The sequence below is a fragment of the Cecembia lonarensis LW9 genome, assembly GCF_000298295.1.
Taxonomy (GTDB): Bacteria; Bacteroidota; Bacteroidia; order Cytophagales; family Cyclobacteriaceae; genus Cecembia; species Cecembia lonarensis.
This window is the reverse complement of record NZ_AMGM01000078.1, coordinates 1-17,162: the sequence shown is the minus strand read 5'-3', so window position 1 is coordinate 17,162 and position 17,162 is coordinate 1. Positions and strand designations below refer to the sequence as shown.

The window sequence follows — 17,162 nt, the reverse complement described above, 5'->3', positions numbered from 1 at the left end:
TGTGTGCCTTGCCTTTTTCCTCATCAAAAATAATTGAATGCACCACGGAATGGGGTCTTAAAGTCATATTCCCTGTACGTTCAGCCCAGGGAAGTGTCGAGGCATTGGCACTGAAATATCCTCCAAAAGGACAACCTCTATTACAAAGATTTCTATGTTGGCATTTTGCCCTGCCCTGCTGCAGGTGAATTTCCTGAGGTTCGGTGACATGGGCACAGCGACCATGGATCAGATGGCGATCCTTGTAATTGTTTTGAATGACTTTTTGAAAATGCCTTTCTACACAACTCAGGTCAAAAGGCTTCAAAAACTCTCCATCAGGCAACTGGGGCAATCCATCATAGTTGCCTGCAATCCCCGAAAATTTTTCTACATGGCTGTACCATGGGGCCAGGTCTTTATAACGAATGGGCCAATCAATGGCATATCCGTCTCTGGCAGGCCCTTCAAAGTCCAAATCCGACCATCTTTGCGTCTGTCTGGCCCAAAGCAAAGACTTCCCTCCCACTTGATATCCCCTTGTCCACTGAAAAGGCTTTTCCTGTACAGTCTCCTGTTCCCCCTCCTTCATCCAAAAATGGGCCGTTGACTCATGAATCCTTGCCCCTCTCCTTCCAAATTCAGCCTGTTTTTCCAAAGGCAGCCTTCCTCCAAATTCAAACTCCCAAGGGTGCTTATTGGCAGTGGGATAATCCACAATGTGCTTGACATCCCTTCCCCTTTCCAAAACCAATGTCTTCAACCCTTTTTCACAAAGCTCTTTGGCTGCCCAACCTCCACTGATGCCAGAACCTATGACAATCGCATCGTAAGTATTTGCTTTATCGGCGTTTATATTGAAATAAGGCATAGCTTATACTTTATAAGTTACTTGGGGAACATCCACACATCCATCATATCCCCCAGGAATCATATCATAATTGGTAAAATTGGTCAAGAAGTATTCAGAACTGGTATAAGCCAGAATTATTTGTTCTTTGGCAAACTCAAAAAAGCTTTTTTCTTCAGGCTTGCTTTCATCATTCATCAATAAAAGATTCATCTCTCGATCTTGGGGAGCTAAAGCAGAAAAACGTTGGCCAAAACTTTCTTGAGCATGCTGTTCCAACTTATTTAGGCCTACTATAAATTCTATTTGCTGCTCTTCAGGATAACAGTTGGCAATGAGTTTGTCCAAGAATTGATGGATATTCAAATCCACACCACCATAGGTATCCGTTTTAGGCAGAAAAGTATCTACTAATTTTTCCAGGTTGGCCAATTGATCCTGATTCAGGTTTAAGTTTTTTACCAAACCCTTCAATTCTGTCTGATTTTCAGGCCCGCAACCTGGAAAGGCCATCATTCCCCATACGGTAATGGCCAAAGATTTCATCATTGTTCTCCTATCCATGGCAGAAACAAAAAATTATTTGTCATAATGCCTAATAAAAAAGGATAAAAGGCTGAAATCGGTGGGGAAACAAAAAAAGCATAAGACAAAGTCTCATGCTTTTTGATTAGAAACCAACAACCATGTAAAAACTACCTTATCAATTAGGAACTAATACTTTATCTATAACATGGATGATACCATTGGAAGCTTCTACGGTTCCGATGATTTTCCCCCCGTTAATGAACACTTCACCATCATTGTTTACTTCAATTTCAACTGCCCTACCATCTGCTGTACCCATTCTTCTGCCATTGACAAAGTCACCGGCCCTGTAAACACCAAGCAGCACATGGTATTCCAAAATATCCCGAAGTTGTCTTTGATTTTCTTTTTTGGTCAAGGATTCCAGAGTTCCCGAAGGCAAGGCGTCAAAAGCTGCATTGGTGGGAGCGAATACGGTAAATGGTCCCACATTAGTAAGGGCATCCACATAATCGGCCGCTTTTAATGCAGCCACCAAAGTACTGTGATCTTGTGATGAAACGGCTATTTGGACCACATTGGGGTTAGATTGATCGTCCTTAACCCCAGATTGCCCTACACTGGGTGCGGATGATGCCATATTAGTAGTGCCGGATTGGGATTCTGATGTTCCACAACCTGCCGATATTGCCAGTCCTAGAACTACAAGGAGTGTTTTAATTAGATTTTTCATGCGTTTATGGGTTTGAATATGGGTGCAAGATATTAAAAGACAATTTTATCCTTTATGATAAAAATCATGTTTGTAAATGAATTAAGTCTCATTTTTACCCTTAATATTTGGGTAACCGTCTGATAAATGGTAAATTAAGGATGTATATGGAAATTTTTTCTTGGAATTTCCCTGATCATGACATTCGTCATGTTTTCTGAATTTAATAGTAGATAATTTTGTCTTCAATTACTCCAGCAACCACTATGGGCAAACGGCAAAAAATAAAAAGGAAATTATTTAAATACCATTTGATACCTCCTCACCAATGGCGGCCAGCAGCTACTGTTTTGGTCGCTGCGATTTTTGGACTGGGTTTGTATTTACTACGCTTAAGTAATGCCACTTCTTACCTCTCAGATGATCCACAGGCATGTGTCAACTGTCATATCATGACACCGCAATACATCACTTGGACCCATAGTTCACATAGAGAGGTTGCCCATTGTAATGATTGCCATGTACCACATGACAATGTTGCCAACAAATATTTCTTCAAAGCAAAAGATGGCCTTTATCATGCCTCTATTTTCACCTTACGGGCAGAGCCTCAGGTGATCCGGGCCTTGGAACCTTCCATTAATGTGATCCAAAACAATTGTATCCGCTGTCATGAAAACCAGGTTACAGATGCCAGGCTAACAGGATTTGTGGACAATCATTTTGTGCACCGGACTGATAGGATTTGCTGGGAATGCCACCGGGAGGTTCCCCATGGAAAAGTAAAAAGCCTTTCTTCAGTAGGACACCAAATTGAGCCTATCAGGGCACATTCACCACCAGATTTAGAAATTATACCACAATGGCTCAAAGAGTCAATGAAACAAAATAAAAAGTAACAGCCCCATCAAACCAACGAATTATGAAAAATTGGATTCTTTTCACACTTACCGCCGTAATCGTCTTTTTATTGGCCATGTTGGCCTATTCCATTATGGACCGAAAGACCGAAGCAAGGTTTGCCTACCAGCCTAAAGTCCAAATTGAAGGCATAGAGCCAAGGGATTCTGTTTGGGGGTTGAATTATCCCAGACAATACCAATCCTACATGAAAACGCAGGATACAACCTTTAGAAGCATGTACAATACCAGTGGTTTCAAAGATGCCTTGGCAGACCAACCCGAACTGGTGATTTTATGGGCAGGCTATGCATTCAGCAAGGATTACAACCACCCGAGGGGCCATGCCTGGGCAGTTACAGATGTACACAATACTTTGAGAATAGGCTCGCCCATGGAGCCAGGCGATGGTCCTCAACCTTCCACATGTTGGACTTGTAAAAGTACTGATGTGCCGCGTTTGATGAGCGAAATGGGGGTAACTGAATATTACAGTCAAAAGCTTTCTGATATGGGAACGGAGGTGATCAACCCGATTGGCTGTGCTGACTGCCATAATCCACAGACCATGAACTTGACCATTACCCGACCAGCTTTAATCGAGGCTTTCGAGGCGATGGGCAAGGATATCAATCAAGCTTCCCATCAGGAAATGCGTTCTTTGGTTTGTGCCCAGTGTCATGTAGAATATTATTTTGACAGGACCCAACCTGGAAAAGAGCAGGCAGCCTATTTGACTTTCCCCTGGAAAGACGGCTTGTCGGTAGAAAATATGGAGACCTACTTTGACAATATGGACTTTGCAGACTGGGTTCACCCGATCAGCAAAGCCCGCATGTTAAAAGCCCAGCACCCGGATTATGAATTGTATGAAATGAGTGTTCACGCCAAAAGGGGCGTCTCCTGTGCGGATTGTCATATGCCTTACAAAACTGAAGGGGGACAAAAATTCACCGACCACCACATCGGATCTCCTTTGGCCAATGTAGAAAACTCTTGTTTTGTCTGCCATAGGGAAAAACAGCAGGACCTGATGACAGATGTTTTTGAGCGACAGAGAAAAGTCAAAGAGGGCTCATCCAAAGCACAAATGCTTATTGCCATGGCCCATATTGAAGCCGGAAAAGCCTGGGAATTAGGGGCCACGGAAGAACAGATGAAGGACATCCTCAAAGGCATCAGACATGCCCAGTGGAGATGGGATTTTGTAGTGGCATCTCATGGCGGTGCCTTCCACGCCCCTCTTGAATCCAGCCGCATCATTTCTTCTTCTATCAACATCATACAGGAGACGAGGATCAAACTGACCCGCTTATTGGCTTCTTTGGGACATAACAAACCCGTAGACATGCCCAATTTTAACAGCAAAGAAGCCTTACAAGCCTACATAGGATTAGATATACCAGCTGAAAAAGCGGCGAAAGAGCGGTTTCTTGATGAAGTCGTACCCTTATGGCTGAAAGAGGGTAAGGCCAGGGAAGCCAAAAAAGAAGTGAAAACGGTCTCCAGCCGATAAAAAGCACCCAGCACGATGAAAATACGTCTTTTAACCCTAATTAGCCTGGTCCTCACCTTGGCTTTCAGTGAAAGTTATGCCCAGTTCAATTTGGACGGACAGATATTACAGCGCTCTGAATTCAGGAATGGATTTGGAGGATTGATCAGGGAAGGTCAGGACCCAGCTTTATTTACCGCCCACAGGGCAAGACTACAGGCTTCCTACCAATTGGACAATCTGACTTTTTATATGAGTGTACAGGACATCAGAACCTGGGGAAGCACCCCTCAGGTAAAAGCTACAGATAATTTCTTATCTGTACATGAGGCCTGGGCACAAATAAAAATCGGGGATTATTGGTCCGTAAAATTGGGTCGTCAAGAGCTGAATTATGATAATTTCAGGTTTTTGGGAAATCTTGATTGGGCATTGCAGGCAAGGGCTCATGATTTCGCCTTGGCCAAGTATGAAAAGGAAGACATGAAATTTCACTTTGGCGGGGCCTATAACCAAGCCAGCCAGAGTTTGGTAGATCAACCTTTCCTGATCCCCAATCAATACAAAGTAGCCCAAATGGCCAGGTATGAAAATAAATGGGGAAAGATATCCTTCTCGGCTTTGTTCTGGAATGACGGAAGAGAATGGCAAAATTTCGACGCCAACGGCAACTTATTGGATAAAGGCGTCCGGTACAGGTCCACCTTGGGAGTACCAACCCTTAAATACAATTCCGGTAATTCTCAGATTGCTGCATTCTATTACCATCAATTTGGAAAAGATGTTTCAGGTAGAAACCTTAATGCCTACAACTTCAGCTTGGCTTACAACCATGTCATTCCTGTGGATAGAGAGGCAGGAAAATTATGGACTTTATCCCTGGGCACAGAACATATCAGTGGCACCAGCAATTTGGGGGATGATGTCAATCGCTCCTACAATCCCCTTTATGGCACCAACCACCTTTTCAATGGCTATATGGACCTGTTCTTTGTTGGTGGCACCCATGAGAATTCAGTGGGTGTAGAAGACTATTTCCTGAGGTCAAGGTATGCCTTCAACAAAAATTTCTTTCTGCAGGGAGACTACCATTTGTTCTACGCCCAAAATGATGTTTTCCGGTTAGGTCAACCGGAGGCAGAGTTATTGGACAGTTTCTTCGGGACCGAACTGGACCTTACTTTGGGTTGGATCGTAACCGATGCCTTCTCCATACAGGCAGGATATAGCCAGTTTTTCCATACGGACACTTTTGCAACCCTCAATGGGGTCAGCAATCCAAAAAACGCCCAAAATTGGGCCTATTTGATGTTGATCTTTAGACCAACCATGAAAAATAAATTTGTAGGAATACTCTTATAAGATGAAAATTACCAAACTTCTGTTATCCACCAAAGTCACCCTAGTCCTATTGATTGCTTTCGCTGCATCAATGGGCGTGGCCACATTTATTGAAAACGACCATGGTACTCCCGTGGCCAGGGGTTTGGTCTACGATGCCTGGTGGTTTGAAGTCATCATGGTCTGGATGGCCATTAATTTCATTGCCCATATCGGGCAATACATACTTTTTCATAAAAACCGTTGGCCTGTGGGCTTATTTCATGTGGCATTTGTGATCATTATCCTAGGCGCTGGAGTCACCCGCTATTTCAGTCAAGAGGGAATGATTCATATTCGTGAAGGTGAAGACAAAGATATGTTTTACACCATGGACAAATACCTGCAGATCAAGGATACCGAATCCGGTGAAAAATTTGAAAAATCTGTCTTATTGCTGCCCAAGAATTTTAAGCCAAAATCTGTCCATTCAGACATCGGTGGGGACAATTTCCAAATCGTTTTTGAAGATTACATTTCCGGGGCAACTGAATATTTTATTGATGGTGAGGATACCTATGTAGATATTGCTGTCGCGATGGGAGCCGGAAGAGAGGATTATTTGGTGGATAAAGGGAGGTATATACAATTAGGTTCACTGACCCTCAGTACCAAAAATGACGACCAGCACCCCATTCGGATTTTTAAAGAAGGGGATACTTGGTACATAGAGTCGGAAGTTCATCTTCAAATGATGGAGATGAGCAGTCAAAAAATGGGAACAATGCATGTGGGTGAAAAACAGCCATTGCAGCTCAGATCCTTATACCAATGGGATGAGGGCGCTTTTCTGATCAAAGCCATCCACGAAAACGCAAAAGTCACCTATGTACCTGAAGAAGATGAGTCCATTGCCAAAAATTTACTGGATGTGATCAAATATCGGGTATTGGACGACAAAGGGAATAGCATCACTGAGGCTTATGTGAAAATGGTAAGCTTAAGTCCAGGATGGAGTTCCTTCACCCATAGAGGAAAAACGTATTCAATTACCTATGGTCCGAAACAGGTAAAACTGCCCTATTCACTATACCTCAATGATTTCCAGTTGGAAAGGTACCCTGGAAGCCAAAGCCCGGCCAGCTATGCCAGTGAAGTAATGGTCATGGATGGTACCGCTGAATTCCCCTACAGGATATTCATGAACAATGTGTTGGACTACCGAGGCTACAGGTTTTACCAAGCCTCCTATGACAATGATGAAAAAGGCACTGTACTCTCTGTCAATCAGGACCGTCCGGGAACTTACTTCACCTACCTCGGTTATACTTTATTGACCATAGGAATGTTTTTGACCCTATTTGCTAAAGGAAGCAGGTTCAATATTCTAAATAAAAAAGTAGACAGTATCAAGGAAAAAAGCGCTGTCCAAAATGCCACATCAAAAACCTTTCAGCCTATAGTGGTGGCGTCCCTTGCCATCTTACTTCTGGTGTTTTCCTGGAGTATGATCAAACCCCAGGACAAGCAAAATGATTTTCAAATACCCAAAAACCATGCAGATGCTTATGGGCAGTTGATTGTTCAGGACCTCGATGGCCGTATGAAGCCCCTGAATACCTTGGCCAATGAAATTGTAAGAAAAATATCAGGGAAATCTTACATTCAAATCCAAGAGAATGGCCAAGAGCTTCGTTTGAGCCCAGAGCAGTTTCTCCTTGCTTTACAAATGGACCCAAAGGGATTCAGTGAAAGACCGATCATTAAAATCGATCAGGCTAAATCTTATGAAGTCTTTCAGAAATTAAACATTCCTCCTACCGATAGGCTAAGTTTCATGGATTTGGTCGATGCGGAGGGGGCTTATATCATTCAGGATTTGGTCGAACAGGCCAATCAACTGAAACCCTCTCAAAGAAATGAAGCCCATAATGAATTATTGAAGACGGACGAACGCTTCAATATATTCTATGGACTGCTCACCGGTGATTTTCTGAGGTTATTTCCAAACCGCTGGGATGCCAACAACACTTGGTTCACCGGTCAACAGTTTATGCAGGGCTTTGATGATGAAGATGCAGTTTTTGTCAAAAACATAACTCCTCTTTATTTGCAGGCCATACAGAAAGGCATCAACGATGGAGATTGGGAGGAAGCGGAAGAGACCCTTTCCTACATTGCCCTATACCAGAAAAAAGCCGGTGAGGAAGTGTATCCCAATACTTCCAGCATCAAAGCAGAATTGATATATACCCAATTGAACTTAGGTTCCAGACTTTTTGCGCCATTTTGGTTATTGGGTGCTGTCATGTTGGTGCTTGCCATTTGGATGCTTTTCAAAAACAGTCTTAGGTTGGAGCAGTTTTGGAAAGCAGGCGTATGGTTAGCTTGGATAGGCTTCGTCGTATTCAGTCTTCATTTGTCCTTAAGATGGTATATTGCTAAGCACCCACCTTGGAGTGATGGTTTTGAAATGCTGGTCTTTGTGGCTTGGGGGGTGTTGTTATTCGGCTTACTCTTTGCTAAAAAATCCCGGTTTACCGTTCCTTTGGGACTTATTTTCTCGGGCACACTTCTATTTGTAGGCTTTTTGGATTGGTTAAACCCGGAAATCACCAATTTGATGCCCGTGCTCCATTCTTATTGGTTAAAAATCCATGTGGCAGTCATTGTGAGCGGCTATGCCCCTTTGGCCTTATCTGCTATTATTGGACTGCTCTGTTTGATTTTCTTGATTTTCAAACCCAAAAACGTGGAAAAAAGCTGGTATGCCAATATCAGAGAATTGCAAATAGTCAACGAGATGTCCATCACCATAGGACTATTTTTGCTGACCATAGGTACCTTCCTGGGTGGTGTGTGGGCCAATGAAAGTTGGGGACGTTACTGGGCATGGGATCCAAAGGAAACCTGGGCCTTAATCTCCATCATCGTGTATGCATTCATATTGCACTTACGTTTGGTACCGAGCCTGAAAAGCAGTCTGCTTTACAATTTGGCCAGCTTGTGGGCATTTGGTGCCATCATCATGACGTCGTTTGGAGTAAATTATTACTTATCAGGCTTGCATTCTTATGCCAAAGGTGACCCAGTTCCTGTTCCCCTTTGGGTGTATTGGGCCATCCTTATTCTTCTCATAATCTCTGGCCTTGCCCTGTGGAAATTCAATCAAATGAAAAATGATGAAAAACGGGCTTTAGTAGTTTAACCCTTAGGCTACAATAAATCTAGGAATTAAGTAAACCTGGACAAAACTGTCTCACCACTCTCCACTTCTTCAGCCAATTGCTTCAAGCTTTTGGCTGTTAGCATGTGGATGATGTGATCCCGGACCTTTTTTACTTCATTATGTAAAGGGCATGGATTGACTTCTGAACATTGGTTGAGACCCAGGCTACATCCCTCAAAAAGTCCTGTGCCATCAATGGCTACCACTAAGTCTTTCAAGGTGAACTTTTCGTGCTCTTTACCAACATAAAATCCCCCAGTAGGGCCTTTCATAGAGCCAATTATTTTTTTCCTAACCAAATCCTGCAAGATTTTGGCAGTAAAGGGCTCCGGTGCATCCACATGTTCAGCCACCTCTTTAGCCCCCACCCTATTACCATTCAGGCTTTGCTTCCAAATATAAATAACTGATCTGATTCCGTATTGGGTGGCTTTTGAGAACATAATGAGCTTATTGAATTAAATCCTGATTTCGATTAGTCTTAGCAATTTAGACCTATAAACATACAATTGAAAGATATTTTCATCTTTTTATCCTAAGTATCAATTCAGTATTGGCCTACTGACAGTAAGCTTTTAAACTGATATAAATCAATTTCTCGACTCAAAACATGATTTTCATCAGTTATCAACCTGTTTAAAATCCTTATAAAATATTAAAGGATATTTTTATCTTTATTTTAAAAAAGGATATATTTGTCCTGTAATCAAAAGCCATGTTTTCCAAAGCCTGCAAATATGCCATCAATGCCATGATTTATGTGGCCACTCTTCCTCAGGGAATAGAGAAGGCTGGATTGAAGGATATTTCCAAAGCCATTAATTCACCGGAAGCATTTACGGCGAAAATCTTACAAAGCTTGGTGAAAGATGATTTGTTAACTTCTGCCAAAGGCCCCCATGGGGGCTTTGCTTTAAATGCTAAACCAGAGGAGATCTTCCTAGCTCAAATCGTACATGCAATTGATGGAGACATGCTCTTTGTGGGTTGTGCCTTAGGTTTTGAGAATTGCTCTGAACAACATCCCTGCCCCGTACACCATAAATTCAAGGCAATCAGGGATCATCTTACCGGAATGCTTTTGACTACCAGTTTGAAAGATGTCGCAGAACGGGTGAATACAGGACTGAGCTTCTTGAAGTATTGAAAAAAATTTAAATCTATAAAAGACAAATCTATCTTTATTATGAACACATTAGCTGAAACCAAAGTGGGGCGGATCGTCGCCGACAATTTCAAAACCGCACAAATCTTCACCAAATACGGAATAGATTTTTGCTGCAAAGGTGCCATTCCTTTAAAAGAAGCCTGTGAAAAGAACGAGGTTTCCTTAGATAATATTTCATTGGAATTGCAGGACATCATGAAGGAAGTAGAGGCTTCACCTTACCAAGCGCTTAATCTTTCTCAGCTGATAGACCATATTATAGAAACACACCACCAATATGTCAGTAATTCAATTCCCCCTTTAAAAGCCTATCTGAGCAAGTTGTCTGTAGTGCATGGAGAAAAACATCCTGAATTAAACGCCATCAAAGACAATTTCTTCGCTGCTGCTGATGGGCTGATTGATCATATGAAAAAAGAGGAATTGATTCTCTTTCCTTACATCAAAGCCATGGAGGAGGCATTCAACCAACATTTTCCGCTGTCACCTCCACACTTTGGCCATATCCGAAACCCGATTCATATGATGGAAATCGATCATGATACTGAAGGAGAACGATTTAGAATAATTTCAAAATTAAGCAATGGATATAGTACCCCTTCAGGTGGATGTCAGACGTACCGGGTAGCCTATGCCATGCTGAAGGAATTTGAAGAAGATCTTCATACCCATATCCACTTGGAAAACAATATCCTTTTCCCCAAAGCCATCAAGCTATACGAGCAACTGAATTCCTAATGCGATGCTAAATCAGCCTATACATATTGCCCAAAACCAAGAAAACGCCTCCAGTACCTGTTACTTAATCAGGAACTGGATGCGATGGGCAATCTTCTTTTTCTTGATGGCATCCCTACTGGGACTGCTTTTGAGGTACTTTTTTGTGGGCGGGGCTGTTTTACTGGAATACAAAAATGTCCTACATGCGCATTCGCATATTGCATTACTGGGTTGGGGCTTCCTCTTGATTTCGGGCACACTGGTATTTTCTTTGGTGAAAGAAAAAGCCAGGCTAAAAACCTATAAAAACATACTGACCGCACTGGTTATCGTCAATTTAGGCATGTTATTGAGTTTTCCATTCCAAGGTTATGGGCTCTACAGCATCACTTTTTCCACCATCCACCTGATTATAGGCTATGTATTCACATATCAGATATTTCAAGATTTACGAGGAATTCAAAAAGGTACTGCCAGATACCTCATCCGTTATGCCCTCATTTGGATGTTGGTATCCAGCATTGGTCTATGGGCCATTGGACCCATTGCTACCACTTTAGGGCGATTGCATCCCCTTTACTTCCTGAGTGTACAATGGTTTCTTCATTTTCAGTTAAACGGCTGGTTCATGTTTGCCCTTTTGGGAATACTCGCTTTGATGTTGGAGAGAAAGGGATGGGCAATTCCGTTTAACGGAATAAAACTTTGGCTACTTCAGGGTTCCCTTTGGTTGAGCTTGGCATTGGCCATTTCCTGGAGTTATAATTACCCTATTCTACTCTATATCAATGCCTTGGGAGTTATCCTTCAGGCCATTGCTTACACCTATATCCTGCATCCATTTATTGCAGCGGCCTTCCCTACCCTTTCCATTCCTTCGGGTTGGGTCAATAAGGTATTGTATTTCGGAATATTGAGTGTCATTGCAAAAGCCTTGATCCAGCTTGCCTTGATCTTCCCTGAGGTAGCGAGCATTTCCTATACCATTAGAATGTTTGTCATAGGTTTTATCCACTTGCTGCTTCTCGGCTCAGCGACCTTTGCTTTAGGGGCTAATGCACTAAAAAACAACATTTTGCCCAATGGCCCCTGGAGTAAATGGGGCTGGCTGACCTTGATTGTCGGCTTCCTGTTTTCTGAACTCCTTTTATTTGGACAGGGCACCCTTATTTGGGCAAAACTAGGTTTCATCCCCCATTACCACCTGTTGCTGTTCCTATCATCCATACTCTTTCCTATTGGCCTTCTCATGATTTTAACAGACAGTCTCTTAAATAAGCATCTCCCAATGAATGAAAGAAAAATGAAAAATAATGTCATAACCCAAATTTCAATAAATAATCAAACTATGAAAAAAACGATCATCATGTCATTAGGGGCATTGGTATTCCTAATGGCAAGCTGTGGTGGTGGCGGTGAATCCAGCCAGGGCACATATACCCCTCCTGCAGCACAAAAAGAAAAAGCGGCAGATCCTAAAGGAATTGGAGAAATCCGGACCGTGGATCTGGGCGATGGAATAGATGAAGTCATGGCAAATAAAGGAAAGGCCATAGTAGATATGAAGTGTACTGCCTGTCATCAGTTGAATGACAAAAGGGTGGTTGGGCCTGGCTTTGAGGGTATCACCAATAAGAGAAGACCGGAATGGATCATGAATATGATCACCAATGTGGATGTCATGCTGGATGAAGATCCTGTCGCCCAGGCTTTATTTGAAGAATGTCTTGTGCGGATGCCCAATCAGAATATATCGATCGGTGATTCCAGGGATATCCTTGAATTCTTAAGGAAAAATGATTTTGAAAGAACTGGCAGCAAGGATGCTGCTGTGAAATAAACAATCCAAAACCCCAAAAAAATGAAAACAAGATTATGGTTATTGGCAGGTGCCACACTAGCGATGGCACTCGCCACTGGATGTAAACCCAAAGGTGCCCAATCAGCACTTTCAGGAGATGCTGCCAGTAAGGTATATGTGGCCCCAGGCCAGCATGATGAGTTCTACAACATTGTTTCCGGTGGATTTAACGGACAAATGTCTGTAGTTGGACTTCCTTCAGGAAGGGTGTTTAAAGCAATATTACCTGTGTTTTCCGTCCACCCTGAAAATGGATGGGGATTTTCGGAAGAAACCAAACCCATGTTGAATACTTCTCATGGTTTTGTCCCTTGGGATGACCTGCACCATATTGCCATCTCTACCACCAACGCAGAGCATGATGCCCGATGGGCCTTTGGCAATGCCAATAATACCCCAAGGATTGCCAGGGTGGATTTGACCACTTTCAAAACAGTGGAGATCATTGAAATCCCCAACTCAGGCGGTAACCACTCCTCTCCCTTCATCACAGAAAATACAGAGTATGTAGTGGCAGGTACGAGATTCTCTGTACCTACCGGTGATGATGCAAGCAGGGATGTGCCCATCGACACCTACAAAGAGAATTTTAAAGGCACCATCTCCTTTATCTCTGTAGACAAAGACCACGGTGATATGGAAATTGCCTTTCAGCTGGAAGCGCCTCCGTTCAACTTTGACTTGGCAAGAGCAGGTAAGAAAAAATCTCACGGTTGGTTCTTCTTCTCTACCTACAACACTGAAATGGCCCATACCCTATTGGAAGTGAATGCTTCCCAAAAGGACAAGGACTTTATCATGGCTGTAAACTGGAAAAAAGCGGAAGAATATATCAAACAGGGTAAAGGCAAAAAAGTAAAAGCCAAATATGCCCACAACAAATGGGATGAAGATACCCACATGGCTACCTCTGTGATCAAAGAGGAAGTCCTGTCACTGGATCCAAGGGAGTTGAAAGACATCATCTATTTCATTCCATGCCCTAAATCTCCACACGGTACAGATACCGATCCAACAGGGGAATATATTGTAGGCTCTGGAAAACTGGCCGCCATTATCCCTGTATTCTCTTTTACAAAGATGTTACAGGCAATAGAAAACCAAGATTTTGAAGGTTCTGTGGATGGAATGCCTGTGTTAAGATATGAGTCTGTATTGCACGGTGAAGTAGAAAAACCTGGTTTAGGCCCTTTGCATACAGAGTTTGACGGCAGAGGAAATGCTTACACCTCCTTCTTTGTTTCTTCAGAAGTGGTAAAATGGAACATTGAAACCCTACAGGTATTGGATAGGGTGCCTACTTTCTACTCTGTGGGTCACTTGATGATACCAGGTGGTCCAACAGGAAAGCCACATGGCAAGTATTTGGTCGCTTACAACAAAATCAGTAAAGACAGATACCTCCCAACTGGTCCAGAATTGGCCCACACCGCACAATTGTATGACATTTCAGGGGATAAAATGCAACTGCTCCTTGATTTCCCTACAGTTGGTGAGCCTCACTATGCAGAAGCCTTCCCAGCTTCCCTGATCAAAGACAAGCAAGTAAAATTCTTCCCATTGGAGAAAAATAAACACCCAAGGGCAGCTAAAGGAATCAATGATGCCAGGGTAGAAAGAGATGGAAACAAAGTACATATCTATATGACCACAATCAGGTCCAACTTCAGGCCTGACAATATTGAAGGCATTCGTGTAGGAGATGAAGTCTATTTCCATGTCACCAACTTAGAACAGGACTGGGATGTACCTCATGGATTTGCAGTAAAAGGGGCCAATACGGCTGAATTGCTGGTTATGCCAGGCGAAACGGCCACCCTCAGGTGGGACCCAGATCGGGTGGGTGTATTCCCATTCTACTGTACAGACTTCTGTTCTGCCCTGCACCAGGAAATGCAAGGATATATCAGGGTCTCTCCAGCAGGAAGTAATGTACCGCTCAAATACAGTACCGGCTTAACAGAATAGTTGCTTATCACCCCATACCGCTGGCTTTATGCCAGCGGTACCTTAATCCAAAAAAATGAAAAATGTAAGCTCAGTCAACCGGATTCTTATCGCTGTCTGTTCATTATTAATGATTTCAGCCTACTTCACGCCCTTGTGGCAAATCAGCCTTTGGGCCCCACAATATCCAGAAGGCCTCAATATGAAAATCTGGATCGACCGCTTAAGCGGTGATGTGGACATCATTAATGGTGTGAACCATTACATTGGAATGAAACATATTGGCGTAGAAATGTTTCCGGAATTCACCTATTTGATCTATGTATTTGGATTCATTATAGGTTTTGGTATTCTGGCGGCGATTATTGGCAAAAGATGGTCCTTATATACCTTCTTTTCGATGATTGCCATTTTGGGACTTGGAGTCCTTGTGGATATGTACCTATGGGGATATGATTATGGACATAACCTGGACCCTACTGCAGCGATAAAAGTTCCAGGAATGGCTTATCAACCACCACTGATTGGTTATAAAGAACTGCTCAATTTTCTGGCTTACTCAGGGCCCGACACCGGCGGATGGATATTAGCGCTAGTGGGTACAGTATTGCTTTATGCCGTCATTACAGAAGTCATGAAAAGTAAAAAAGAAAAAGTTTTGGCTTAAGTGTCATAAAGACCTACGGCCCAAAACCACAACTAATTAAAATATCAACACCATGAAAACACATCTGTTGCTTTTGATCTCCCTTCTCTTATTGGCAGCTTGTTCCGTTGAACCAAGGGCCATTAACTATGGAGAAGATGTCTGTCACCATTGTAAAATGAAATTGATGGATCCGCATTATGGGGCTGAGGTAGTCACCAAGAAAGGGAAAATCTACATCTTCGATGATGTGAATTGCCTGATGTCTTTCTTAGAATCTGAAGAAATTGAGGAAGAAAACATCCAACACCTACTGATAACCGATTATGAAAATCCTGAGACCTTGACCGATGCCACACTGGCTTTTTATCTTAAGTCAGATCAGTTTAAAACACCCATGGCCAGTCAGATTGTCGCTTTTTCAGATTATGAAACCCTGAAAGGTTACAAAATCAAAAATGGAGGCGTTTATATGGCCTGGGGAGAATTGGTCACACAGTTCAAGTAACATACTGCCCACTTCTTTGGGCCATAGCTTAAACTAAACACAACGACCATGAAAACAACACACATCATCCTAGGCCTGCTTTTGCTTTGGTTTATACCTGCCCAAGCTGCCGTAATAGAATTGAAACCTGGGGATACTATCCAAACTGCGGTAGATCAGGCTTCGGCGGGCGACACGCTCAAACTCCACTCAGGGATTTATCAGGAACATGAAATCATCATCCGTAAGCCATTGGTGATCTTAGGCTTAAATCATCCTACCATCGATGGAATGGACCAAGGAAATGTATTTATCGTAGCAGCTGAAAATGTACATTTTAATGGCTTAAGGATCATCAATACCGGAAAATCCAATATGGATGATTCTGCAGGCATCAAATTTTTTGATTCCAAAAACTGCAGTGTCGTAAACTGCCAATTGGATGAGACTTTCTTTGGGCTGCATTTTTCAAATTCGGCTAACCTGGTCATCCGGAACAACATCTTAAAATCCACCGCTGAGCGGGAATTCCAAACCGGAAATGGTATCCACTTATGGAAGTGCAAAGATTCCTTTATCGAAGGCAATGAAGTCAGCGGCCATAGAGATGGAATTTACCTGGAATTTGTAACCAACACGGAAAATAACAACAACCTGATTGTGGAAAACAAACGCTACGGACTGCACTTTATGTTTTCCCATGACAACAGTTATTATAAAAACACCTTTCGAAACAACGGTGCCGGGGTGGCAGTCATGTACACCAAGAATGTCCTGATGAAAGAAAATATTTTTGAGGACAACTGGGGCGCAAGTTCCTACGGGATATTGTTAAAAGACATTGCTGATTCCGAGGTTATTGGCAATATTTTCCGCAAAAACACCATTGGTATATACATGGAAGGCAGCAGTAGAACGCTTTTTAAAAACAATGCCTTCACTCAAAACGGCTGGGCGCTCAAATTGATGGCCAGTTGTGACGACAATACTTTTGAGGCCAATAACTTCATCGGCAATACCTTCGACATCAGCACCAATGGTTCTGTAGTGCTAAATACCCTTACCCAAAATTATTGGGACAAATACGAGGGCTATGACCTGGACAAAGACAGAATTGGGGATATCCCGTTCAGACCCATCAGCCTTTTCAGTGTGATTGTAGAAAAAATTCCTGCAGCCGTTATCCTATGGCGTAGTTTTCTAGTGTCCCTGCTCGATAGAATGGAAAAAGTAATCCCTTCCATTACCCCTGAAAACATGATTGACCTCTCACCAAAAATGACACCTCATGATATCCGTACAGCAAATACATAAAAAATT

At 42.6% G+C, this 17,162-nt stretch carries 15 protein-coding genes; 11 read left to right on the top strand and 4 right to left on the bottom strand.

Translation table 11 applies throughout. The features are described from left to right. The 3 genes from B879_RS16985 to B879_RS16975 all read right to left on the bottom strand — a co-directional run. Window positions 1–850, bottom strand: an 850-nt coding sequence (locus B879_RS16985; RefSeq protein WP_040401005.1) for a GMC family oxidoreductase, incomplete at its 3' end; no start/stop codon positions are given. 3 nt (window positions 851–853) lie between these two features. After that, window positions 854–1,393 (bottom strand): gluconate 2-dehydrogenase subunit 3 family protein, encoded by a 540-nt coding sequence (locus tag B879_RS16980; protein ID WP_009186448.1) that lies wholly within the window; start codon window positions 1,391–1,393, stop codon window positions 854–856. Window positions 1,394–1,532: 139 nt separating this feature from the next. After that, a complete protein-coding gene (locus B879_RS16975) occupies window positions 1,533–2,090 on the bottom strand; it encodes a fasciclin domain-containing protein (protein WP_009186447.1) in 558 nt (185 codons plus the stop codon). Window positions 2,091–2,335: 245 nt separating this feature from the next. On the opposite strand from B879_RS16975, the gene nrfH reads away from it, so the two are divergent. From nrfH to B879_RS16955, 4 genes are read left to right on the top strand one after another with little or no spacing between them, the layout of a single operon-like run. Continuing rightward, on the top strand, window positions 2,336–2,968 hold the full coding sequence (nrfH, locus tag B879_RS16970) for a cytochrome c nitrite reductase small subunit (protein WP_009186446.1): 633 nt from the start codon (window positions 2,336–2,338) through the stop codon (window positions 2,966–2,968). Window positions 2,969–2,991: 23 nt separating this feature from the next. Next, window positions 2,992–4,485, top strand: a complete 1,494-nt coding sequence (gene nrfA, locus B879_RS16965; protein WP_009186445.1) for an ammonia-forming cytochrome c nitrite reductase — start codon at window positions 2,992–2,994, stop codon at window positions 4,483–4,485. Between the two features lie 15 nt (window positions 4,486–4,500). Then, on the top strand, window positions 4,501–5,826 hold the full coding sequence (locus tag B879_RS16960) for an alginate export family protein (RefSeq protein ID WP_009186444.1): 1,326 nt from the start codon (window positions 4,501–4,503) through the stop codon (window positions 5,824–5,826). A gap of 1 nt (window position 5,827) precedes the next feature. Further along, on the top strand, window positions 5,828–8,992 hold the full coding sequence (locus B879_RS16955) for a cytochrome c biogenesis protein (RefSeq protein ID WP_009186443.1): 3,165 nt from the start codon (window positions 5,828–5,830) through the stop codon (window positions 8,990–8,992). A 26-nt stretch (window positions 8,993–9,018) separates the two neighbouring features. On the opposite strand, the gene B879_RS16950 is transcribed toward B879_RS16955, so the two are convergent. Continuing rightward, window positions 9,019–9,456: an RrF2 family transcriptional regulator gene (locus B879_RS16950; protein ID WP_009186442.1), complete on the bottom strand. Its 438-nt coding sequence runs from the start codon at window positions 9,454–9,456 to the stop codon at window positions 9,019–9,021. Window positions 9,457–9,728: 272 nt separating this feature from the next. Here B879_RS16950 and B879_RS16945 point away from each other — a divergent pair, with 272 nt between their 5' ends. The 7 genes from B879_RS16945 (at window position 9,729) to B879_RS16915 (ending at window position 17,156) form a co-directional block, all read left to right on the top strand. Further along, window positions 9,729–10,160: an RrF2 family transcriptional regulator gene (locus B879_RS16945; RefSeq protein ID WP_009186441.1), complete on the top strand. Its 432-nt coding sequence runs from the start codon at window positions 9,729–9,731 to the stop codon at window positions 10,158–10,160. A gap of 39 nt (window positions 10,161–10,199) precedes the next feature. Then, window positions 10,200–10,919 carry an iron-sulfur cluster repair di-iron protein gene (gene ric, locus B879_RS16940; RefSeq protein ID WP_009186440.1) on the top strand — a complete coding sequence of 240 codons (720 nt, stop codon included), beginning with the start codon at window positions 10,200–10,202 and terminating at the stop codon, window positions 10,917–10,919. Between the two features lie 79 nt (window positions 10,920–10,998). Further along, window positions 10,999–12,741 (top strand): c-type cytochrome, encoded by a 1,743-nt coding sequence (locus tag B879_RS16935; RefSeq protein ID WP_238542157.1) that lies wholly within the window; start codon window positions 10,999–11,001, stop codon window positions 12,739–12,741. A gap of 21 nt (window positions 12,742–12,762) precedes the next feature. Beyond that, on the top strand, window positions 12,763–14,730 hold the full coding sequence (gene nosZ, locus B879_RS16930) for a Sec-dependent nitrous-oxide reductase (protein WP_009186438.1): 1,968 nt from the start codon (window positions 12,763–12,765) through the stop codon (window positions 14,728–14,730). 55 nt (window positions 14,731–14,785) lie between these two features. Then, window positions 14,786–15,376, top strand: a complete 591-nt coding sequence (locus B879_RS16925) for a hypothetical protein (protein WP_009186437.1) — start codon at window positions 14,786–14,788, stop codon at window positions 15,374–15,376. Between the two features lie 52 nt (window positions 15,377–15,428). Further along, on the top strand, window positions 15,429–15,863 hold the full coding sequence (locus B879_RS16920) for a nitrous oxide reductase accessory protein NosL (RefSeq protein ID WP_009186436.1): 435 nt from the start codon (window positions 15,429–15,431) through the stop codon (window positions 15,861–15,863). Between the two features lie 48 nt (window positions 15,864–15,911). Then, window positions 15,912–17,156: a nitrous oxide reductase family maturation protein NosD gene (locus B879_RS16915; protein WP_009186435.1), complete on the top strand. Its 1,245-nt coding sequence runs from the start codon at window positions 15,912–15,914 to the stop codon at window positions 17,154–17,156. Window positions 17,157–17,162 lie beyond the last annotated feature (6 nt).

Bases quoted from the DNA above. Each gene is read 5' to 3' on its own strand.
- B879_RS16980 (WP_009186448.1), bottom strand. From the start codon at position 1,393: ATGGATAGGAGAACAATGATGAAATCTTTGGCCATTACCGTATGGGGA.
- B879_RS16975 (WP_009186447.1), bottom strand. From the start codon at position 2,090: ATGAAAAATCTAATTAAAACACTCCTTGTAGTTCTAGGACTGGCAATA.
- nrfH (WP_009186446.1), top strand. From the start codon at position 2,336: ATGGGCAAACGGCAAAAAATAAAAAGGAAATTATTTAAATACCATTTG.
- nrfA (WP_009186445.1), top strand. From the start codon at position 2,992: ATGAAAAATTGGATTCTTTTCACACTTACCGCCGTAATCGTCTTTTTA.
- B879_RS16960 (WP_009186444.1), top strand. From the start codon at position 4,501: ATGAAAATACGTCTTTTAACCCTAATTAGCCTGGTCCTCACCTTGGCT.
- B879_RS16955 (WP_009186443.1), top strand. From the start codon at position 5,828: ATGAAAATTACCAAACTTCTGTTATCCACCAAAGTCACCCTAGTCCTA.
- B879_RS16950 (WP_009186442.1), bottom strand. From the start codon at position 9,456: ATGTTCTCAAAAGCCACCCAATACGGAATCAGATCAGTTATTTATATT.
- B879_RS16945 (WP_009186441.1), top strand. From the start codon at position 9,729: ATGTTTTCCAAAGCCTGCAAATATGCCATCAATGCCATGATTTATGTG.
- ric (WP_009186440.1), top strand. From the start codon at position 10,200: ATGAACACATTAGCTGAAACCAAAGTGGGGCGGATCGTCGCCGACAAT.
- B879_RS16935 (WP_238542157.1), top strand. From the start codon at position 10,999: ATGCGATGGGCAATCTTCTTTTTCTTGATGGCATCCCTACTGGGACTG.
- nosZ (WP_009186438.1), top strand. From the start codon at position 12,763: ATGAAAACAAGATTATGGTTATTGGCAGGTGCCACACTAGCGATGGCA.
- B879_RS16925 (WP_009186437.1), top strand. From the start codon at position 14,786: ATGAAAAATGTAAGCTCAGTCAACCGGATTCTTATCGCTGTCTGTTCA.
- B879_RS16920 (WP_009186436.1), top strand. From the start codon at position 15,429: ATGAAAACACATCTGTTGCTTTTGATCTCCCTTCTCTTATTGGCAGCT.
- B879_RS16915 (WP_009186435.1), top strand. From the start codon at position 15,912: ATGAAAACAACACACATCATCCTAGGCCTGCTTTTGCTTTGGTTTATA.